The following is a 20,266-nucleotide window of genomic DNA, read 5'->3' as shown; positions in this document are numbered from 1 at the left end:
AACGGTGGCCTCCGACGTGGTATTCCCCCATCGGGCCGCGTGCGTGCGCGTCCCGGCGTCCGGCCCCGACCTGCCACCCTAGCCCGGGGCCCGGGCGCACCGACATAGGCTGGCTCGCATGAGTATGGGTGGCCGGGGCGCTGGTGGCGGCGGCGCCGCGTTCCGCGGGGTCGACATCCAGGCCCAGCGTCGTCTGAACGCGCAGGCGCCGCGCGTCGCGCACCTGGGCAGGCGCGTGGTGGAGCTCTTCCGCCCGTACCGGGGGCGCATCATCGTGACGGCGATCCTCGTCATCGCCGGCGCCGCGGTCGCGGTCATCCCCCCGCTGTTGGTGCAACGGATCTTCGACGACGCACTCTTCCCCGTCGATGGCGGATCGCCTGACCTTGCGCTGCTGCTGCGCCTCGTGGCGATCATGATCGGGCTGTTCCTGCTCTCGGCCGTTCTCGGGGTCGTCCAGACGTGGCTGACCTCCACCGTCGGAAACCGCGTCACCGGCGACCTGCGCGTGCGCCTGTTCGACCACTTGCAGGCGATGGAGCTGGGCTTTTTCACGCGCACCAAGACCGGCGTCATCCAGTCGCGCCTGCAGAACGATGTCGGCGGGGTGTCGGGCGTGCTGACCAACACCGTCACCAGCATCCTGGGCAACGCGGTCACGGTGGTGGCCTCTCTCGTGGCGATGATCCTCATCGACTGGCGGCTCACGATCATCGCGGTCGTGATGATGCCGGTGCTGATCCTCGTGCAGCGGCGCGTCGGGCAGGTGCGGGCGCGCATCGCGGGGGAGACCCAGGAGTCGCTGAGCGAGCTGACCTCCATCACGCAGGAGACCCTCAGCGTGTCGGGCATCCTGCTGTCCAAGTCGTTCAACCGCCAGCGCACGGAGTCGGAGCGGTTCGCCACCGAGAACGTCAATCAGGTGCGCCTGCAGGTGCGGCGCGCGATGAGCGGCCAGGGGTTCTTCGCCGTCGTGCAGGTGATCGTGTCCAGCGTTCCGGCGCTCATCTACCTGGTCGCGGGATACCTCGTGACCGGCGGTGTCGACACCATCACCGCCGGCACGATCGTGGCGTTCACGACCGTGCAGGCCCGGCTGCTCATGCCGCTCATGGGCCTCATGCGCGTCTCGCTCGACCTGCAGACCTCCGCGGCCCTGTTCGCCCGCATCTTCGAGTACCTCGACCTGGTGCCGGCGATCCGCGACGCGCCCGACGCCATCGCCGTCGCGGACGCCCCCGGTCCGCTCGGACGCATCGAGTTCCGCGACGTCGTGTTCCGCTACCCGGATGCCTCGGCGGAGACCCGTGCGACCCTCCACGGCGTCTCGTTCGTCGCCGAGCCCGGCTCGCACGTCGCCTTCGTCGGGCCTTCCGGGGCGGGGAAGACGACGATCCTGTACCTCACGCCGCGGTTGTACGAGGCATCAGAGGGATCCGTGCTGTTCGCCGGCGCGGATGTGCGGCGGCTCCAGCAGGCGTCGATCATCGATGAGATCGGCATCGTGTCGCAGGAGACGTATCTCTTCCACGCCACGATCCGCGACAACCTCCGCTACGCCAAGCCCGACGCCACCGACGCGCAGCTGGAGGAAGCCTGCCGGGCGGCGAACATCCATCACGTCATCGCCGGCTTCGAGCGCGGCTACGACACGATCGTGGGCGAGCGGGGGTATCGCCTGTCCGGCGGGGAGAAGCAGCGCATCGCGATCGCCCGCGTGCTGCTGAAGGACCCGCCCGTGCTCCTGCTGGACGAGGCCACCAGTGCGCTGGACACCGTGTCCGAGCGCATCGTGCAGGAGGCGCTGGATGCCGCCGCGCGCGGCCGCACGACCCTCACGATCGCGCATCGGCTGTCCACCGTGATCGGAGCCGACGTCATCCACGTCGTGGACGCCGGCCGCATCGTGGAGTCGGGCACGCACGCCGAACTGCTCGCGCGCGAGGGGCTGTATGCGAGCCTGGCCGCCGAGCAGCTCGCAGCCAGCCGCATCCTCACCGAGGAATCCGCCGCCGAGTCCTGACCCGCCCGCCGCGCCGCCGTGCCGCGGAAGTGCACCACCCCGGCGAGAGTGCACCGGATGTGGTGCGGATTCGCCGGGGTGAGGCACTCTGGGCGTAACGCGTGGTCAGCTGCGCACTGCGGAGACGGCGCGGTCCCAGAGGTCGGCGATGTCCTCTCGGCCGTCACCGCGAGTCCAGAACTCGCCCACGACATCGAGGCACGTGAGTACGCAGGCGACGATGGCGTGGGCGCGAGGATCGTCGTGGTCCTGCGAGGGGATGCCGAGTCGCCGCTTGACGTCGGGAACGAACAGGCGTTGCCAGCCGAGGTGCTTCTCGATGCTGCGGGCGCGCAGCGACGGCGTCTCGTGGATCATCCGCCCGATGGCCAGTTGCTCCTCACGCGTGCGGCCGAGGGGACGCAGCGTCAGCAGTGCTGCGCGCAGTGCCTCCCATGGACCTTCCTCCGCAGGGCGGGATTCCAGCGCATCGCGGATCGCCTCGCCCTGCGACGACAGTCCGCCCAGGACGACGTCCTCCTTCGTGGAGAAGTAGCGGAAGAACGAGCGCGGCGATATGCCCGCGGCCGCCGCGATCTGGTCGATCGTCGTCGCGTCGAATCCCTGCTCGAGGAACAGACGCATCGCTTCGGTCGCGATGTGCTCGCGCGCACCGTCGCGGGCCCGCTCTCGGAGGCTCTTGACCGCGGATTCAGGCATGTCGCCATCCTAATCACGTGACGTGGAGAGACATTCTTGACAGACGCTGCCATAAACGCATTGACTGTCAGGACATATCCACGATCGGAGGGCCATGAGCGCTGTCGACTATCGCACCGAGCGCGTGCTGATCACGGGCGCCAGCTCCGGCATCGGCGCCGAATTCGCCCGCCGGCTCGCCGCGCGCGGCGCCGACCTCGTCCTGGTGGCTCGGCGCGGAGACCGCCTGGAAGCTCTCGCGGCGGAACTCACGACGGCCCACGGCGTGCGCGTGACGCCCCTTCAGGCCGACCTCAGTCGTCCGCAGGCCGGCGCGCAGCTCCGCGACGTGCTGGCAGCGCGGAGCATCACGGTCACGAGCGTCATCAACAACGCCGGCTTCGGCACGGAGGGTCCGTTCCACGACGAAGACGGTGTGAGACTGCAGGATGAGATCGCGCTGAACATCTCCGCCGTGGTCGATATCAGCCGCACCTTCATCGAGGACATGCGCGGGCGCGGCCGTGGTTTCCTGATCAATGTCGCCAGCATGGCCGCCTACCTGCCCGGCCCCCGGATGGCCGTCTATGCGGCCAGCAAGGCGTTCGTGCTGCACTTCACCGAGGCGCTCTGGTTCGAATATCGCGGTAGCGGTCTGCAGGTTTTCGCGCTGTCGCCCGGAGCGACGCAGACGGAGTTCTTCGAGGTGCTCGGCAACGATGCCGCCGACGGGGGAGCGCAGCGTCAGACGCCTCAGGAGGTCGTCCGGGCGGCGATGCGGGCGCTGGATGCCGGAGCGCCGGAGCCCAGTGTCATCTCGGGGCGGCGCAACCGGGCTGCGGCGGCGCTGGCGCGAATCCTGAGCCGGCGGCACGCCGTGATGCTCATGGGAAGGATCACCGCCCGCGCCGCGTGACGGCGAAAGTGCACCCTCCCGGCGAGAGTGCACCGGATATGGTGCGGGTTCGCCGGGACGGTGCACTGTCGGCGAAGCGGGCTACCAGAGCAGGGCGGCGGCGACCGGAGGCGGCGGCGGGGCGGACGGGGCCGACAGCGCGTGGATGTCGCGGACGAACGCCCCCAGCGCACGCCGGTAGGCGTCGTCGCGGTGCGTGCGGGCGATCTGCACGAGCGGAGGAACGTCCATCGCGAGGATCAGGCGCACGCGATGCTGCACGGCCGCGTGCATCCCCGCGGCCTCGAGCACGTCGATCCCGCCGCGCATGGCCGCGAGGTACTCCTGCAGCACGGGGAGGGCGTGCCGGCCCTGGGTGATCGAGGTGCCGTCGGCGCGCTCGCGCCACTCCACGACCACGTCGGGCACGACGTCGAACGCGCGGGCACGGGCGTACATCTGCTGCGCGACCACCTGGTCCTCATACAGGCGCCCGTCGGGGAAGCGCAGACCCGCCCGGTGCCAGAACTCCGTGCGGGTCACCTTCGACCACGCCACGATGTTGGCGGATGCACCGGGGTGCTCGGCGAGCGTCGTCGCGGTGCGCGCCGGGGTCGTCGCCGCCGCCACCCACGGCTGCACGGCGCCCGCGGCATACCCGCCGACCCCGTCGGGACGCAAGCGGACGTACGCCCCGACGGCGAAGTCGCTCCCGGATTCATCCAGCGCGCCGATGAGCCGCTCCAGGGCGTGCGGACGCAGCCGATCGTCGGCGTCGAGGAAGCCGAGGAGGGGCGTGTCGACGAGGTCGAGGCCGGTGTTGCGCGCGGCGGCGAGGCCGCGACGGGTGTCGTGCCGCACGACACGGAAGCGCGGGTCGGCGGCGGCCGCCGCGGCGAAGAGCTCGCCCGTGGCATCCGTGGAGGCGTCGTCGACGAGGACCGCGGTCCAGTCGGTGCGGGTCTGCGCGACGAGGGAGTCCAGCGCCTCCTGGGCGTAGGACTGGACGTCGTGCCCCGGCACGATGACGGTGATCGCGCTCACGCGCCCGATCGTACCGCCGCCACCGATGCCGCCAGCGCGTCGCACTGCGACGGTCGCGCTCGGCCCCCGTTGCGTCGACCGACGCGGGCCCTCGGATGCGGACCGAGCGTCGTCGTCGTCGGGGGTCTCCCAGGGTGTCGCCCTAGCGTGAACCCGTGCTGCTCGTGGACGTCCTGCTGATCGTGCTGCTCGTGATCGCGGTCGTCGTGGGACTGCGCCGCGGGCTGCTCGCCAGCGTCGGGCTGTTCGCGGGCCTGGCCGTCGGCGCCCTCGCCGCGTACTGGCTCATGCCGGTCGTGGGGCGCTGGGTGCCCGTGGCCGGATGGCGCACGCTCGCGGTGGCCGGCGCCGGCATCTTCCTCCTGCTGGCGGGCGCGGCGATCGGATCGGCGGTGGGACGGATGCTGCGGCGCGGCGTCGACCGCATGCGCCTGCGCATCCCCGAGCGGCTCCTGGGCGCCGCGGTGAACCTCGTGGCGGCGGTGCTGGCGATCTCGTTCGTTGGCGGGGCGCTCGTCTCCACCGGAACCCCCGTCGTCTCCAGCGCGCTGGCGTCCTCCGCAGTGCTGCGCACGATCGATGCCGGCACCCCCGCCCCCGTACGCGCCGCGCTGGCGCAGCTGCGCGGATCGGTGTTCGACGAGGGGCTGCCCACCCTGGGCCGGCTCCTCGAGCCGGTCGTCACACCGGAGGCCCCCGACGTCGCCCTGGATGACCCGTCTCTGACCCGCGCCGCGCAGTCGGTGGCCAAGATCACCGGCGTCGCGTACGCATGCGGCATCACCGCCAGCGGCACAGGCTTCGCCGTCTCGCCCGACCTCGTCGTGACCAACGCGCACGTGGTGGCGGGCGTGACCCAGCCGGTGGTGGAGCTGCCCGGCGAGGCGGCGCGCGATGGACGTGTCGTGTACTTCGACCCCATCGACGATCTGGCCGTCGTGGCCGTGGACGATCTCGGCGCCGAGCCCCTCACCGTGGCCCCCACCCTGGCCGTCGGCGACGCCGCGGTCGTGCAGGGCTACCCGCACGGCGGGCCGTTCACCTCCGGCGCGGCGCAGGTGGTGTCGGTGGGCACCGTGGCCGTTCCCGACATCTCCGACTCCTCCGCCGCGCTGCGCGAGATCTACGCGCTGGCCGCGACCGTGCAGCCCGGCAACTCCGGGGGTCCCGTGCTCACTCCCGACGGCCGCGTGGCAGGTGTCGTCTTCGCCCGCTCCGACGTCGGTGAGGACCTCGGCTACGCGATGACGCCGGCGGAGCTGAACCCCGTGCTCGCCCAGCTCGACGCGTTCGACGCGGCTGTCCCCTCCGGCTCCTGCCGGCGCTGAGGCGGCGCGCCCGTCACGGCTCCGGCCATGACGCCGGGCTGACGTGGTGGTCACCGGGAGCGGCGAGTCCCGAGGTCCCACCTGGGCCGGCGCCTCCATGTCGCCCGACGACCGTGCGCGCTATGCTGGCCGCGCGTCCCGCCTCCGGGCGGCCGCCGGCTCCGGCTGACAATCGAACATCGGCCACGACCCTCGCGGGAGAGCCCCGGTCACCGGGCACCGAAGGAGCAAGCCTCCCCGCCAATCTCTCAGGTCCGCGTACCGCGCGGGTCAGGCCACTCTGGAAAGCGATCGGGATGCACCGCCCCGGTCCGCCGACGGTGAAAGCCGCCGCATCCGCTGGATGAGGCGACGAAACTCTCAGGCCTACGACAGAGGGGGAGTTCCCAGACACCATCGGGTGTCTACCCGCACGCGAACGGGAGAACTCATGCCAGGCCCCCGCACGACTCCGCTGCACGACCGCCACGAAGCGCTGGGTGCGTCCTTCACGGATTTCGGTGGCTGGCTCATGCCCGTCCGCTACAGCTCCGACCTCGCCGAGCACCACGCCGTACGGCAATCGGCCGGCCTGTTCGACATCTCGCACATGGCCGAGTTCTGGGTGCACGGCGGCCGGGCCGCGGACTTCCTCGACTATGTGCTGGCGGGACGGATCTCGGCGGTGCCGATCGGGAAGGCCAAGTACTCGCTCGTCCTCGCCGAGGACGGCGGCATCGTCGACGACGTGATCGTCTACCGCACCGGGGAGGAGTACTTCCTCGTCATCGCCAACGCGGGCAACCGGGACGCGGTGGCGGGCGCGTTCGCCGACGCGCAAGCGGCGTGGCCCCGCATCCTGCCGTTCCTCGACGGCCCCGTCGACGGCACGTGGGCGGGCATTCCCGGCGCGGAAGCTCCGCACGTCGAAGACCTGACCGACCAGACCGCCCTGATCGCCGTGCAGGGACCGCGCGCCTGCGACATCCTCGCGGCGCTCCCCGACCTCGACCTCACCGAGCCGGCGCGGCGGGCGGGGGAACCCCGGCTCCCGTGGGAGCTCGCCGACCTGCCCTCCTACGCCGGACGCGCTGCCCGGTGGCGCGACGCCGACCTCTTCATCGCCCGCACCGGCTACACCGGCGAGGACGGTTTCGAGCTCCTCCTGCCCGCCGCCGGCGCCGCCGGCCTCTGGGACGCGCTGCTGGCCGCGGGGGAGTCGGTGGGCCTCGTGCCCGCGGGCCTCGCCGCCCGCGACACCCTGCGACTGGAGGCGGGCATGCCGCTGTACGGGCACGAGCTCGGGCGCAGCATCCATCCGGCCCAGGCCGGGCTCGGCCGGGTGGTCGCCGCTGACAAGGCCGATTTCGTGGGCAAGGGCGCCGCCCCGGATCCGGATGCTCCGGTTCTCGTCGGGCTCGTCAGCGAGGGCCGCCGCGCCGGACGCGCCGGCTACGCCGTGTACGACGGCGATACCCGGGTGGGGGAAGTGACCAGCGGCGCCCTCAGCCCGACCCTCGGGCACCCCATCGCGATGGCCTTCGTCGCCCCGCCGGTCGCCGCATCCGGCACCGAACTCACCCTCGATGTCCGGGGGACCCGCATCCCCGCCACCGTGACCGCACTGCCGTTCTACCGGAGGAAGCAATGACCGATCTCGACGCCCTCATGTACACCGCCGAGCACGAGTGGATCGCCGTGGACGGCGACATCGCCACCGTGGGGATCACCGATTACGCCGCCGACCAGCTCGGCGACGTCGTGTTCGTCGACCTCCCGGCCGCCGACTCCGCCGTGCGCGCCGGGGAGGTGTGCGGCGAGATCGAGTCGACGAAGTCGGTCGGAGAGCTCTACGCACCCTTGACCGGATCGGTCGTCGCCGTCAACGATGCCGTCGTCGAGGACCCCTCGATCGTCAACAGCGACCCGTACGGACGGGGATGGCTCGTGAAGATCCGGGTCGAATCGGAGCCTGCCGGCACGCTCGACCGCGCCGCCTATGTCGCGCTCACCGGCGGCGACGCGTGAACGGCGCAACCTCCGGCGTCGCGCGCTTCGCCGATCGGCACATCGGCACCGACGCCACCGCCCAGCGCCGCATGCTCGATGTGCTCGGCTACGACAGCGTCGACGACCTCCTGCGCACCGCCGTGCCCGCCGGCATCCAGGTGCACGAGCGCCCCACGAGCGACATCCCCGCCGCCGCGAGCGAGGCCGAAGCGCTCGCCGAACTGCGCGAGCTGGCGGCGCAGAACCGCACCGCGCGGCCCATGATCGGGCTCGGGTACTACGACACCCTCACGCCGTCGGTGATCGCGCGCAACGTGCTGGAGAACCCGTCGTGGTACACCGCCTACACGCCCTACCAGCCGGAGATCTCGCAGGGGCGCCTGGAGGCGCTCATCAACTTCCAGACGATGGTCGCCGACCTCACCGGCCTCGCCACGGCGAACGCGTCGATGCTGGATGAGGCCACCGCCGTCGTGGAGGGGATGCTGCTGGTGCGGCGTGCCACGCGATCGGCTTCGAACGTCTTCCTCGTGGACGCCGACGCGCTGCCGCAGACGAAGGCGCTGCTTCGTCATCGCGCTGCGGCGGTCGGGATCGAGCTGCGCGAAGTGGGCTTCGCGGGGGCCGGCGACGCTCCCGTCGAGGCGTTCGGGGCCTTCATCCAGTACCCGGGTGCCTCGGGGCGCGTGTGGGATCCGTCGGCGGTCATCGAGGAGGTGCACGGACAGGGCGGGCTCGTCGTGGTGGCCGCGGATCTGCTCGCGCTCGCCCTGCTGCGCTCACCGGGGTCGCTGGGCGCCGACGTCGCGGTGGGCACGACGCAGCGTTTCGGCGTGCCGCTGGGTTTCGGCGGTCCGCACGCCGGCTACCTCGCCGTCCGCGCAGGGCTGGAGCGGCAGCTCCCGGGGCGCCTGGTCGGAGTGTCGCAGGATGCCGCGGGCCACCCCGCCTACCGCCTGTCGCTGCAGACGCGCGAGCAGCACATCCGCCGCGAGAAGGCCACGTCCAACATCTGCACCGCCCAGGTGCTGCTGGCCGTCATGGCGGCGATGTACGCCGTCTATCACGGCGCCGAGGGGATCCGCGCGATCGCGACCGACGTCGCCCGCAAGGCCGAGTCCCTCGCCGACGCCCTGCGCGGGTACGACTTCGCGCTGGCCTCGGACGCGTTCTTCGACACGATCCGGGTCTCCGTGCCCGGACGCGCCGGAGACGTCGTGCGCCGGGCCCGCGACCGCGGCTACCAGCTGCTGTGGGTCGACGACACCACCGTCGGGGTCTCGGTCGACGAGACGACCACCGCCGCAGATCTCGCCGCCGTCGCCGCCGCGTTCGGGCTGCCCGAGACCGGCGACCGGCGCCTGGACTACGCCACGGCCGATCCGGTGCGGGCCGTGCCCGACGGGCTGCGTCGCGAGGACGCCTACCTCACGCATCCGGTGTTCTCCGCCCATCGCAGCGAGACGGCGATGATGCGCTACCTGAAGCAGCTCGCCGACCGCGACTATGCGCTGGATCGCGGGATGATCCCGCTCGGCTCGTGCACGATGAAGCTGAACTCGGCCACCGAGATGGCGGCGGTGTCGTGGCCCGAGTTCTCCCGCGTCCACCCGTTCGCGCCGGAGGACGACGTGCGGGGATACCTCGCGCTCATCGAGCAGCTCGAGCGGTGGCTGGCCGAGGTCACGGGCTATGACGCGGTGTCGCTGCAGCCCAACGCCGGATCCCAGGGCGAGCTCGCCGGGCTCCTCGCCATCCGCGGGTACCACCGCGCCAACGGCGACCTCGACCGCGTCGTATGCCTCATCCCGTCCTCCGCGCACGGCACCAACGCCGCATCCGCCGTGCTGGCCGGCATGCGCGTCGTCGTGGTGGCGTGCGACGAGGCCGGCAACGTCGACGTCGACGATCTGCGCGCGAAGATCGCCGCGCACGCCGACGAGCTTTCGGCGCTCATGATCACCTACCCGTCCACGCACGGCGTCTACGAGCACGACGTGCTGGAGATCACGCAGGCCGTGCACGACGCCGGCGGCCAGGTGTACGTCGACGGCGCGAACCTCAACGCCCTGCTCGGTTACGCGCGGTTCGGCGATCTCGGCGGCGACGTGTCGCACCTGAACCTGCACAAGACGTTCGCGATCCCGCACGGGGGAGGCGGGCCCGGCGTCGGGCCCGTCGCGGCCAAGGCGCACCTCGCGCCGCACCTGCCGTCGCATCCCTTCTCCCAGCGCGCCGACCATGCGGGGGGCGTCTTCGACGGCGGGCCGGTGTCTGCCGCTCCGCACGGGTCGGCGGGCATCCTGCCGATCTCGTGGGCGTACGTGCGGATGATGGGAGCCGACGGGCTGCGGGAGGCCACCGCATCCGCCGTCCTCGCCGCGAACTACATCGCCGCGCGCCTGCGCGAGCACTACCCCGTGCTGTACGCGGGGGAGGGTGGGCTCGTCGCGCACGAGTGCATCCTCGACCTGCGTCCGCTGCGGGAGGAGACCGGCGTCACGGTCGACGACGTCGCCAAGCGGCTCATCGACTACGGCTTCCACGCGCCCACGATGTCGTTCCCCGTCGCCGGGACGCTCATGGTCGAGCCGACCGAGTCGGAGGACCTCGGTGAGCTCGACCGGTTCGTCGAGGCGATGATCGCGATCCACACGGAGGCGCACGCGGTGGCGGCGGGGGACTGGCCCGCCGACGACAATCCGCTGACCAATGCCCCGCACACGGCCGAGTCGGTCGTGAGCGGCGAGTGGACGCATCCGTATTCCCGCGAGCAGGCGGTCTACCCCGTGCGGTCCCTCGTCCGGACGAAGTACTGGCCCCCCGTACGCCGCGTCGACCAGGCCTACGGCGACCGCAACCTCGTGTGCGCCTGCCCCCCACCCGAGGCCTTCGCCTGACCCCGCCCGGCCCCGGCCCCTACCGCCCCTACCGCGAGACTGCACGCACCCGACGAGACCTCGACATAATGTCGCGGTCTGGCCGGTGGCGCGCAGTCTCGCGGGCGAGCGGGGTCCACGGGGCGGGGTCAACGGGGGCGGGACAGGGCGCGCTGAAGGGAGAACAGCGGCGCGTGCTCGCGGGGACGGATGCTGCGCAGCCCCGCCGAGCGGAGGAGCGAGTCGAGCGGATCGGCGGCCAGCGCCTCCGACCAGCCCCAGTGCGGTACCGCGCGGGCACCGTGGCGGAACAGCCGCGCGTCCCGCCGGTGCCGCTCCCGCAACGCGGTGAGCGGGTCGCCGAACCGGCCGTCGTACTTGAGGTCGCCATCGCTCTCACCGGCCACGGCGCGGTCGGCCCACCACTTGTCGACGCGGTCATCGCCGATGTGCACCTGCAGTTCCGGCTCGGGGAATCCCAGCCACTCGATCACCGCCCGGTCGATGGACTCCAACGGAGACTCCGGCAGGGCAGACGCCCGGTGCAGCGCCCAGCGTGCATGGCGCCGGCCGCGCGTGGACGAGCGGGATTCATTCGCCGCCACCAGCGCCTCCACGGTGAGCGACGGGTCTCGGCGCAGGGCCGCATCCGCCGTGGCGAGGGCGATCGCCGGATGGCGCACGCGCGCGATGTCGATCACCGTGTCGACCAGTCCGGTCAGGAGCGCGCCGCCCACGGTGCCGATCTCCCGGGCATCCCGCGTCGTGTGCGTCTGCACCCCGCCGATGAGCCGCGAGGTCGCGTCGGCGGATGCGATCACATGGACGGTTCCCGGATCGCCGAAGATCGGCAGGCCGTGCAGCGCCGCCGCCGACTCCAGGCACGCCGGATCGTCCGGCCGCAGCAGCACCAGCGCGTGGACGCGTGCGAGGTGCCGCTCCCACGGAGCCAAGCGCGCCCAATCCGCCGCGGGCGCATACACGCCGCGCAGCACCGGCACGAGCTCGCCGGCCCGCACGGCTCGCGTCGTGTGCGGAGCATCCCGCGCGTGGATGAGGGGGATCGGGCTCGTCAGGAGCGGCATCACGTCTGTCATCCGGCCACCCTCTGCTCCGGCCCGCCTTCCCTGCCGCCGCGCCGACGTTCTGTGGACAGCCGCCCCCACGGCGCGCCCTGTGCAGGCCGGGCCGCGACGCCTCGCGTCCCCGCGACACTGCACCGCACCGGCGAGACCGCGACATAAAGCCGCTGTCTCGCCGGTGGCGTGCAGTCTCGCGGATGGTGTGGCCGCAGGCCGCGCGGATGGTGCGGGCGGGCGGGCGGGACGGCGGGGGAGGGTCAGGGGGAGGGCGGGGCGAAGACGGCGGGCCACAGGGCGGCGGCCAGCGGATAGCCGACGAACGCGACGATGTCGATCAGGGTGTGGGCGATCACGAGCGGCATCACGCGGCCCCACCGGCGGTAGCACCACCCGAAGACGAGGCCCATCGCGAAGTTCCCGACGATCGCGCCGACGCCCTGGTATGCGTGGTACGCGCCGCGCAGGGCGGCGGTGGTGAGGATGATGCCCCACCACGACCACCCCAGTCGTCGGAGCCGGTCGAAGAGGTAGCCGAGGAAGATGATCTCCTCGGTCAGCCCCGCCCGCAGCGCCGAGAGCACCAGCAGGGGCACGACCCACCACGCCGAGTCCAGTGGGGAGGCGACGACGGCGACGTTCAGCCCCAGCAGGCGGGATGCGGCGTACAGCGCGAGCCCGGGGACGCCGATGACCGCCATGAGCACCGCGGCCCGGCCGAGGTCGCCCCCGAACCGGCGGAAGTCCAGGCCGATGCGCTGCAGGGCGCTGCGACCCGGCTCCCACAGGAGGTAGATCACGAGTCCGACGATCGCGAGGGAGAAGGCGATGTCGAGGAACCGGTACAGCACATCCCACAGCGCCTCGGCGTCGCGAGCGGGGTTCAGCTGCGTCTGCTGCTGGCCGATCGGGGTCGTGCGAAGCGACGCGCGGATGAGGGACAGCACCGAGTACAGCGCCGACTGGCCCACGCTCACCGCGAGGACGAGGCCGACCTCCCAGCACAGCCTCACACGGTCTGCGCGCGCGGAGACCGGCAGCGGCGGGGGGAAAGTCGCGGCGATCCGCGGGTCGGACATCCGCACCTTGTCAGATTGCCACACTTCGTTCCTCGCGAATTAAGGGTCTGTAACGTTTTCCACAGGAGTTTTGACCAACCCTGCACCCGTCCTTATCGTTTCCCTATCCGCGCCCCCCGGAATGGGCATCGCTGCCTGGGCGGGCGCATCACCCTTTGCACAGGAGGAAATGTGTCAGGAATGACATGGCGCAAGCGCGCCTTGACGGCAGGGGCAGGTGTCGCAGTGGCGGCTCTCGCGCTCGCCGGCTGCACCACCAGCGGTGGGACGGACGAGGAGACCGCGTCCGACGGCGGCACCATCACGATCGCCACGACGAACGCGTTCACGTCGTTCAACGGCGACACCCCCGACGCCAACCTCGACACCAACGGCATGATCGGGTACCTCACCGGCGTCAGCGGAGATCTCGGACTCGGTGGCTTCCAGCGCCTCGACTCCGACTACTCCGTCCTGCCCAACGAGGACTTCGGCACCTTCGAGAAGATCTCCGACGACCCGCTGACGGTCGAGTACACCCTCAACGAGGGCCTCACCTGGAGCGACGGCGAGCCCATCACCGCCGATGACATGCTCGTGAACTGGGTCATCGACTCCGGATGGTTCGACGACGCGATCATCGACCCCGCCACGGGCGACTCGACCAACGGCGGCACGCAGTACTTCACCCTCGCCGGCAGCACGGCGGGTCTGGACACCACCTCGTTCCCCGAGATCAGCGAAGACAACATGTCGATGACGCTGACCTACGAGACGCCGTTCGTGGACTGGGAGCTGGTCAACCCGATCGGCAAGCCCGCGCACGTGATCGCCGAGAAGGCCGGCGTGTCGCTCGAGGAGTTCATCGAGCTCATCAACACCCTCCCCGAGGGCAACCCGGAGGCCCCCGTCGCGCCGAACCCGACGCTGCAGGCGGCCGCCGAGTTCTGGAACACCGGCTACGACGTCACCGCGATGCCCGAGGATGAGAGCCTCCTCGTCGCGAGCGGTCCGTTCATCGTGACCGACTTCGTCCCGGAGTCCAGCATCACGCTGGAGAAGAACCCCGAGTACAAGGGCGACATGTCGCCGGCGTACGACCAGCTCATCGTCCGCTTCATCGGCGACGCCAACGCACAGGTCACGGCTCTTCAGAACGGCGAGGTCAACGCGATCCAGCCGCAGCCCTCGGCCGACACGCTGACGGCGCTCGAAAACGCCAACGCCACGGTCATCCCGGGCGACCAGCTCGCGTACGACCACCTCGACCTAAACTTCACCGGTGTCTTCGCCGACCCGGCCGTTCGCGAGGCGTTCCTCAAGACGATCCCGCGTCAGCAGATCCTCGAGTCGATGGTCACCCCGGTGAACCCCGAGGCCGGCGTGCTGAACTCGCAGATCTTCCTGCCCACCGACGCCGAGTACGGTGAGGCCGTGTCCGCGAGCGGATACGACCAGTTCACCGAGCCCGACATCGAGGGCGCCAAGGCGCTCCTCGCCGGTGCGACCCCGACGGTCCGCATCCTGTACAACACCAACAACCCCAACCGCGTGGACAGCTTCCGGGCCATCCAGCAGTCGGCTCAGGAGGCGGGCTTCATCATCGAGGACGCCGGCTCGCCCGACTGGAGCGCGCTCCTGGGCAGCGGCAGCTACGACGCGTCGATCTTCGGATGGGTCTCGCCGGGTGCCGGTAACGCCGCCCTGCCGCAGATCTTCAAGACCAACGGTGGTGGAAACTACAACTTCTACTCCAACCCCGAGGTCGACGCGCTCGTGGACGAGAGCCAGGTGACCCTCGACGAGGACCGCCTGTCGGAGATCAAGATCGAGATCGACGCGGCCACCGCCGCCGACTTCTACGGTCTGCCCCTCTTCCAGTCGCCGGGTCTGTTCGCAGACAACGGCACGGTCGAAGGCATCGAGTACTTCGGTGGCCAGACCGGCATCGTCTGGAACGCGCAGGAGTGGACCCTCGCCGGCTGATCCCCGCTAGGTGACACCCGGGCGCACACGCGCCCACGGGGCGCCGGAGTCCACGGGCTCCGGCGCCCCGCACGTTCGTGCCACGAGCGCGACTATCCTGTCCGAAGCGCGCACAACGCGTGACTCGGCCCGATCGAAAGAAGTGACAACGCGATGGTCGGATTCGTCCTCAGGCGCATCGCCGTCTCGATCCTGGTGCTGCTGGCAGCCTCGTTCCTCATGTACGTGCTGTCCGCGAACGCCGGCAACCCGCTCCAGGACCTCGAAGGCAGCAACGCCCCCAACCGCGAGCAGCTCATCGCCGCCCGCATCGCCGCACTCGACCTCGACGTGCCGCCGGTGCTGCGCTACTTCCTGTGGCTCGGGGGTGCCGCGCAGTGTCTCGTGCCGTTCGTGGGCACCTGCGACCTGGGCACCACGATCTCCAACGCGGAGGTCACCGCCATCCTTCCCATGGCGATGACCTCGACGCTGCAGCTGGTGACCATCGCCTTCTTCGTCGCGATCGTCCTGGGTGTGGCCGTCGGCGTCGTCACCGCTCTGCGCCAGTACAGCGGGTTCGACTTCGGCGTCACGCTGCTGAGCTTCTTCCTCTACTCCCTCCCCGCCTTCCTCGTGGCCGTGCTCCTCAAGGAGTTCCTGGCCATCGGCTTCAACAACTTCCTCCAGTCCGAGACGACGATCCCGATCTGGCTGATCGCCGTGGTCACCGTCGTCAGCGCGATCGTGTGGCAGGCCATGATCGGCGGCCCGATGCGCCGTCGGCTCGCCGTCGCGGGGATCTCCGGCGCCGCCACGGCGGCACTGCTGGTGTACTTCGACGTCACGGACTGGTTCCGCCAGCCCGGGCTCGGTCCGATCGGCCTCCTGCTCATCATCGGCGGGACCGTCATCCTGACCACGGCCCTCCTGACGGGTCTGGAGAACCGGCGCGCGCTCCTCGTGGCGGGCCTGAACGGTGCGATCGCGTACATCTGCTACTTCGCGCTGCAGGGACTGTTCGACGTCTCCAGCTTCGGCACGCTCGTGATCCTGGGGCTGGTCGCCCTCGCCGTCGGCATCGCGTCGGGGTTCCTCCTCGGCGGAACCGATCGCGGCCTGGCGGCACGCGTGGGAGCTATCGTCGCGGTCATCTCCTCGGGATTCGTCGTGCTGGACCGCTTCATGCAGGCCTGGCCGGTGTACATGGACAACCCCCGGATCAACGGCCGGCCGATCGCGACCGTCGGCGCGAGCACCCCGGGTTTCTCCGGCGACGTGTGGCTGTCGGGGATCGACTCGTTCACCCACCTGCTCCTGCCCACGATCGCGCTGCTGCTGATCTCCTTCGCCAGCTACACCCGCTACGCCCGCGCGGGGATGCTCGACGTGATGAACCAGGACTACATCCGCACCGCACGCGCCAAGGGCGTCTCCGAGCGCACCGTCGTCATGCGTCACGCGCTGCGGAACATGCTCATCCCCATCGTCACCCTCATCGCCACCGACGTCGGGACCCTGCTCGGCGGCGCGGTCATCACCGAGCGCGTCTTCGCCATCAGCGGCATGGGGTCGCTGTTCGTCGCCTCCATCGAACGTGTCGATGTGAACCCCGTCATGGGGTACTTCCTCGTGATCGCCATCACCGCGATCGTCTTCAACTTCCTCGCCGATCTCGCGTACGCCGTGCTCGATCCCCGCGTTCGGGTCGTCGCATGATCGCCGTCCCCCGACCTGCGGAGGTCACCCGATGACCCAGATGATGCCCGAACCGGCACTGACCCCGGCACCGCCCTCCCCGGAGGAGGAGCACACCGTCGGCGTCAGTCAGGGGCGCCTCATCCTCCGGCGCTTCCTCGGGAACAAGGTCGCCGTCGTCTCCGGCATCCTGTTCCTCCTGATCGCCGTCTTCTCCGTCTCGGCCGTCGGCCTCGGGCCCATCCCCGGATGGTGGAAGCACAACTACACCTCCCTCAACCCCCAGCTCGACGGCGGGGCGCCCACGCTCTCGCTCATCCCGCAGTGGCTGGGCGGCTCCGGCATCTCCTTCGGCGAGCACCCCTTCGGGCAGGACCGGATCGGCATCGACTACTTCGCGATGACGATGCGCGGCATCCAGAACTCGATCGTCGTGATGTTCGTCATCAGCATCGTCGGCACCGTCATCGGCACGGTCGTCGGCGCGATCGCCGGCTACTACCGCGGCATCGTGGACGCGATCCTGATGCGCATCACCGACGTCGTCATCGTCATCCCGATCATCGTCATCGGTGCCGTCGTGGGCCGGGCGACTGGCGGGCTGGGGGTGTGGCCGCTGGCGTTCTTCCTCGCGCTGATCTCCTGGACCACGATCGCGCGCCTGGTGCGGGCGGAATTCCTGAGCCTGCGCGAGCGCGAGTTCGTCGAGGCCGCGCGCGTGGCCGGGGCCAGCGATGCGCGCATCATCTTCAAGCACATCCTCCCCAACGCCATCGGCGTCGTGATCGTCGCGGCGACCCTGCTGGCAGCGGCCGCGATCCTCCTGGAGACGGCGCTGAGCTTCCTCCGCCTGGGCGTGCAGCCGCCGGACGTGTCGCTGGGCCTGATCATCTCCGACAACCAGTCCGCCTTCCAGACGCGGCCGTGGCTGTTCTGGTGGCCGGCGACGTTCATCGTGCTGCTGGCGCTGCTGGTCAACTTCGTCGGAGACGGGCTGCGTGACGCGTTCGACCCGCGCCAGAAGCGGTTCTCGCTGCGGCGGACGAAGGAGCCGGCCGCGAAGGACTCCGACGCTCCGGCGACGTCGTCGGTGGCGACGGCGCCCTCGTCCTCGACTCCGCCATCGCCATGACCCCGTCGCTCAGATCACGCCAGGAGGATCGCGCCCACCAGCCCGGTCACACCCAGGACAATCGCGACGATCGCCGTGAGCCGCGGGCGCGCCTGCAGCGGGATGCGGTCGGCCACACCGGATTCAATGCGGCCGGTGTCGCGCAGGTGGTGCCAGCGATCGCGGACCAGTTCCGCCGCCCGTCCGGAGTCGGTCGTGGGCAGCTCGCCCGGACGCACGCCCGGCTGGGCGGGCGCTTCGGAGCGCCGATGGGCGCGCGCGGCGCGGACGGAGGTCATGGCGCCGGGCGCCGGTGCCGCGGTGGCGCTGATGCGACGCTGCGGGGTGTGCAGCACGAGGGCGTAGCGGGTGTCGACGTGGATGAGCGCGGCCCACGGGACGCGGTACTCCATCAGCACGTTCGCGACCTCGGCGGCCTCGTCGTCGACCGCCACGTACGGCGACCACAGCAGCGCCCACACGAGGGCTGCGCCGCTGACGGCGCCCAGCACGATGCCGGGTGCGGCCGTGAAGGCGCCGGGCGTCAGCAGGGTGCCCAGGGCCACCGCCCCCAGCGCGACCCACGCGACGATGCTCAGCACCTGATTGAACCTCGAGCGGAACACGATGCGTGGCATCCGTTCATTCTCCCATCCCCCGACGTCTCGCTCCCGCCGCGCGGGACGGGAAGGACCCTCTCATGACCTCGACCGCACAGCCGGCGACCCCGGCGCTGGAGATGACCGACGTCAGCGTCGACTTCGCCGTCGACGACGTCTGGGTTCCCGCCGCCAAGAACCTGACCTACTCGATCCAGCGCGGCCAGGTGGTCGCCGTCGTGGGGGAGTCGGGGTCGGGCAAGAGCGCCAGCTCCATGTCGATCCTCGGGCTGCTGCCCCGCAACAGCCGCGTCCGCGGCAGCATCAAGGTGAACGGCCGCGAGATCCTGGGACTGAACCCGCGCGCGCTGCGCCAGCTGCGCGGCACGGAGGTCGCCGCGATCTTCCAGGAGCCGATGACGGCGCTGAACCCCGTGCTCACGGTCGGCTTCCAGGTCGTCGAGGCCATCCGCGCCCACACCAGCAAGAGCCCCGCCGAGGCCGAGGCGCGTGCCCTCGAACTGCTCGGGTTGGTGGGGCTGCCCGATCCGCAGAAGGCCTTCGCGTCCTACCCGCACCAGCTCTCCGGCGGACAGCGGCAGCGGGCCATGATCGCGCAGTCCATCAGCCTGGACCCGGCGCTGCTGATCGCGGACGAACCCACGACGGCGCTGGATGTCACGGTGCAGGCGGAGATCCTCGACCTGCTGCGCGACCTGCGCGACCGCCTGGATTCGGCGATCCTCCTCATCACCCACGACATGGGCGTGGTGGCCGACCTGGCCGACTGGATCGTCGTCATGAAGGACGGCGACATCGTCGAGCAGGGAGATGTCCGGCAGGTCCTCAGCGACCCCCAGCAGGAGTACACGCGCGAACTGCTCGCCGCCGTGCCGCGGCTGGGGGAGAAGTCCGCCGAGCACGGCGCCGTGGATGTCGTGGAGAGCCTCGCGCACGTCGTGGAGGAGGTCGAGGCCGGTGTCGACGCGGAGGCGATCGCCGCCGCCGCCGAAGCGCCCGTCATCGCCCAGCCCGTCCTGGAGCTGGACCACGTGTCGGTCGAGTACGGCAAGCGCCGCCGCGTGGCGGCGTTCCGCGCGGTGGACGATGTGACGCTCGGGATCGCGGAGGGGGAGATCGTCGGGCTCGTCGGCGAATCCGGCTCCGGCAAGTCGACGATCGGCCGCGCCGCGATCGGTCTGCAGCCGATCGCCGAGGGCCGCCTCGTCGTCGACGGGATCGACATCAGCTCCGGCTCGCGCAAGGTCGTGTCGTCCCTGCGGCGCAAGGTCGGCATCGTGTTCCAGGACCCGTCGTCGTCACTGAACCCGCGCATGCCGATCGGGGAGAGCATCGGCGAGCCGATCATGCTCGCCGGCGAGGCCAAGGGCAAGGACCTCGATCGCCGTGTCGAAGCGCTCCTGGATGAGGTGCGGCTTCCGCGCAACTATCGCAACCGCTACCCGCACGAGCTGTCGGGCGGTCAGAAGCAGCGCGTGGGCATCGCCCGCGCCCTGGCGCTGAAGCCGCGTCTGCTCGTGGCCGACGAGCCCACGAGCGCGCTGGATGTCTCCGTGCAGGCGCGGGTTCTCGAGCTGCTGAGCGAACTGCAGCGCGAATACCGGTTCGCGTGCCTGTTCATCAGCCACGACCTCGCCGTCGTGGACGCCCTCGCCGACCGCATCGTGGTGCTGCACCGCGGGCGGATCGCGGAGCAGGGCACGCGCGATGAGATCCTGCGTGCCCCCAAGGAGCCGTACACGCAGCGGCTCATCGCGGCCATCCCGGTGCCCGATCCGGAGGTGCAGGCGGCCCGTCGCGACCTGCGTCACCAGCTGCTCCTGGCCGAGGGCGAAGCCTCCTGATCTCCGGGTGCAGCCGGTTCGCAGCGCCGTCCCGGTAGAATGGGTCGGCCCGATT

15 protein-coding genes and 2 riboswitches are annotated in these 20,266 nt (G+C 70.9%); of the genes, 10 read left to right on the top strand and 5 right to left on the bottom strand.

Going from position 1 to position 20,266, the window contains the following annotated elements; genetic code table 11:
* The first annotated feature begins 124 nt into the window (after positions 1-124).
* Positions 125-2,023, top strand: a complete 1,899-nt coding sequence (locus E4K62_RS11655; RefSeq protein ID WP_135071289.1) for an ABC transporter ATP-binding protein — start codon at positions 125-127, stop codon at positions 2,021-2,023.
* A 105-nt stretch (positions 2,024-2,128) separates the two neighbouring features.
* On the opposite strand, the gene E4K62_RS11650 is transcribed toward E4K62_RS11655, so the two are convergent.
* Positions 2,129-2,722: a TetR family transcriptional regulator gene (locus E4K62_RS11650; RefSeq protein ID WP_135067608.1), complete on the bottom strand. Its 594-nt coding sequence runs from the start codon at positions 2,720-2,722 to the stop codon at positions 2,129-2,131.
* Positions 2,723-2,816: 94 nt separating this feature from the next.
* Here E4K62_RS11650 and E4K62_RS11645 point away from each other — a divergent pair, with 94 nt between their 5' ends.
* Positions 2,817-3,617, top strand: coding sequence for an SDR family NAD(P)-dependent oxidoreductase (locus E4K62_RS11645; protein WP_135067606.1), 801 nt, complete (start codon positions 2,817-2,819; stop codon positions 3,615-3,617).
* An 81-nt stretch (positions 3,618-3,698) separates the two neighbouring features.
* On the opposite strand, the gene E4K62_RS11640 is transcribed toward E4K62_RS11645, so the two are convergent.
* Positions 3,699-4,640, bottom strand: coding sequence for a glycosyltransferase family 2 protein (locus E4K62_RS11640; RefSeq protein ID WP_135067604.1), 942 nt, complete (start codon positions 4,638-4,640; stop codon positions 3,699-3,701).
* Positions 4,641-4,795: 155 nt separating this feature from the next.
* On the opposite strand from E4K62_RS11640, the gene E4K62_RS11635 reads away from it, so the two are divergent.
* From E4K62_RS11635 to gcvP, 4 genes are all read left to right on the top strand, one after another.
* Complete coding sequence (locus E4K62_RS11635; protein ID WP_135067602.1) at positions 4,796-5,968, top strand: MarP family serine protease; 1,173 nt, start codon at positions 4,796-4,798, stop codon at positions 5,966-5,968.
* A gap of 185 nt (positions 5,969-6,153) precedes the next feature.
* Positions 6,154-6,242: riboswitch (glycine riboswitch) on the top strand.
* Positions 6,243-6,353, top strand: a riboswitch (glycine riboswitch).
* A 45-nt stretch (positions 6,354-6,398) separates the two neighbouring features.
* The gene (locus tag E4K62_RS11630; protein ID WP_135067600.1) at positions 6,399-7,598 is read left to right on the top strand and encodes a glycine cleavage system aminomethyltransferase GcvT; all 1,200 of its coding nucleotides are present in this window, start codon (positions 6,399-6,401) and stop codon (positions 7,596-7,598) included.
* A complete protein-coding gene (gene gcvH / locus E4K62_RS11625) occupies positions 7,595-7,975 on the top strand; it encodes a glycine cleavage system protein GcvH (RefSeq protein WP_135067598.1) in 381 nt (126 codons plus the stop codon). The genes E4K62_RS11630 and gcvH overlap by 4 nt, the downstream gene beginning before the upstream one ends.
* A gap of 71 nt (positions 7,976-8,046) precedes the next feature.
* The gene (gcvP, locus tag E4K62_RS11620) at positions 8,047-10,857 is read left to right on the top strand and encodes an aminomethyl-transferring glycine dehydrogenase (protein WP_240742890.1); all 2,811 of its coding nucleotides are present in this window, start codon (positions 8,047-8,049) and stop codon (positions 10,855-10,857) included.
* A 128-nt stretch (positions 10,858-10,985) separates the two neighbouring features.
* On the opposite strand, the gene E4K62_RS11615 is transcribed toward gcvP, so the two are convergent.
* Together E4K62_RS11615 and E4K62_RS11610 are read right to left on the bottom strand one after the other, a co-directional pair.
* On the bottom strand, positions 10,986-11,933 hold the full coding sequence (locus E4K62_RS11615) for a hypothetical protein (protein ID WP_135067594.1): 948 nt from the start codon (positions 11,931-11,933) through the stop codon (positions 10,986-10,988).
* 242 nt (positions 11,934-12,175) lie between these two features.
* Entirely contained in the window at positions 12,176-12,994 is an 819-nt protein-coding gene (locus E4K62_RS11610) for a CPBP family intramembrane glutamic endopeptidase (protein ID WP_135067592.1), read from the bottom strand.
* A 180-nt stretch (positions 12,995-13,174) separates the two neighbouring features.
* Here E4K62_RS11610 and E4K62_RS11605 point away from each other — a divergent pair, with 180 nt between their 5' ends.
* The 3 genes from E4K62_RS11605 (at position 13,175) to E4K62_RS11595 (ending at position 17,768) form a co-directional block, all read left to right on the top strand.
* Positions 13,175-14,959, top strand: a complete 1,785-nt coding sequence (locus tag E4K62_RS11605) for an ABC transporter family substrate-binding protein (protein WP_135067590.1) — start codon at positions 13,175-13,177, stop codon at positions 14,957-14,959.
* Between the two features lie 153 nt (positions 14,960-15,112).
* Positions 15,113-16,657, top strand: a complete 1,545-nt coding sequence (locus tag E4K62_RS11600; protein ID WP_135067588.1) for an ABC transporter permease — start codon at positions 15,113-15,115, stop codon at positions 16,655-16,657.
* A 31-nt stretch (positions 16,658-16,688) separates the two neighbouring features.
* On the top strand, positions 16,689-17,768 hold the full coding sequence (locus E4K62_RS11595; protein WP_135067586.1) for an ABC transporter permease: 1,080 nt from the start codon (positions 16,689-16,691) through the stop codon (positions 17,766-17,768).
* 14 nt (positions 17,769-17,782) lie between these two features.
* Here the strand turns inward: E4K62_RS11595 and E4K62_RS11590 are convergent, their stop codons facing one another.
* Positions 17,783-18,385 carry a PH domain-containing protein gene (locus E4K62_RS11590; RefSeq protein WP_135067584.1) on the bottom strand — a complete coding sequence of 201 codons (603 nt, stop codon included), beginning with the start codon at positions 18,383-18,385 and terminating at the stop codon, positions 17,783-17,785.
* Between the two features lie 62 nt (positions 18,386-18,447).
* Between E4K62_RS11590 and E4K62_RS11585 the strand changes: the two genes are divergently transcribed.
* A complete protein-coding gene (locus tag E4K62_RS11585; protein ID WP_135067582.1) occupies positions 18,448-20,211 on the top strand; it encodes a dipeptide ABC transporter ATP-binding protein in 1,764 nt (587 codons plus the stop codon).
* Positions 20,212-20,266: the final 55 nt, after the last annotated feature.

It is taken from the genome of Microbacterium wangchenii (assembly GCF_004564355.1).
Classification (GTDB): domain Bacteria; phylum Actinomycetota; class Actinomycetes; order Actinomycetales; family Microbacteriaceae; genus Microbacterium; species Microbacterium wangchenii.
Note: the sequence above shows the minus strand (reverse complement) of the source record. Positions and strands in the feature narration are given on the sequence as shown.

Excerpts from the sequence above, each read along its gene's own strand:
- E4K62_RS11655 (WP_135071289.1), top strand. The coding sequence starts at position 125 with ATGGGTGGCCGGGGCGCTGGTGGCGGCGGCGCCGCGTTCCGCGGGGTC.
- E4K62_RS11615 (WP_135067594.1), bottom strand. The coding sequence starts at position 11,933 with ATGACAGACGTGATGCCGCTCCTGACGAGCCCGATCCCCCTCATCCAC.
- E4K62_RS11590 (WP_135067584.1), bottom strand. The coding sequence starts at position 18,385 with ATGCCACGCATCGTGTTCCGCTCGAGGTTCAATCAGGTGCTGAGCATC.
- gcvH (WP_135067598.1), top strand. The coding sequence starts at position 7,595 with ATGACCGATCTCGACGCCCTCATGTACACCGCCGAGCACGAGTGGATC.
- E4K62_RS11595 (WP_135067586.1), top strand. The coding sequence starts at position 16,689 with ATGACCCAGATGATGCCCGAACCGGCACTGACCCCGGCACCGCCCTCC.
- E4K62_RS11585 (WP_135067582.1), top strand. The coding sequence starts at position 18,448 with ATGACCTCGACCGCACAGCCGGCGACCCCGGCGCTGGAGATGACCGAC.
- E4K62_RS11600 (WP_135067588.1), top strand. The coding sequence starts at position 15,113 with ATGGTCGGATTCGTCCTCAGGCGCATCGCCGTCTCGATCCTGGTGCTG.
- E4K62_RS11650 (WP_135067608.1), bottom strand. The coding sequence starts at position 2,722 with ATGCCTGAATCCGCGGTCAAGAGCCTCCGAGAGCGGGCCCGCGACGGT.
- E4K62_RS11645 (WP_135067606.1), top strand. The coding sequence starts at position 2,817 with ATGAGCGCTGTCGACTATCGCACCGAGCGCGTGCTGATCACGGGCGCC.
- gcvP (WP_240742890.1), top strand. The coding sequence starts at position 8,047 with ATGCTCGATGTGCTCGGCTACGACAGCGTCGACGACCTCCTGCGCACC.
- E4K62_RS11630 (WP_135067600.1), top strand. The coding sequence starts at position 6,399 with ATGCCAGGCCCCCGCACGACTCCGCTGCACGACCGCCACGAAGCGCTG.
- E4K62_RS11610 (WP_135067592.1), bottom strand. The coding sequence starts at position 12,994 with ATGTCCGACCCGCGGATCGCCGCGACTTTCCCCCCGCCGCTGCCGGTC.
- E4K62_RS11605 (WP_135067590.1), top strand. The coding sequence starts at position 13,175 with ATGACATGGCGCAAGCGCGCCTTGACGGCAGGGGCAGGTGTCGCAGTG.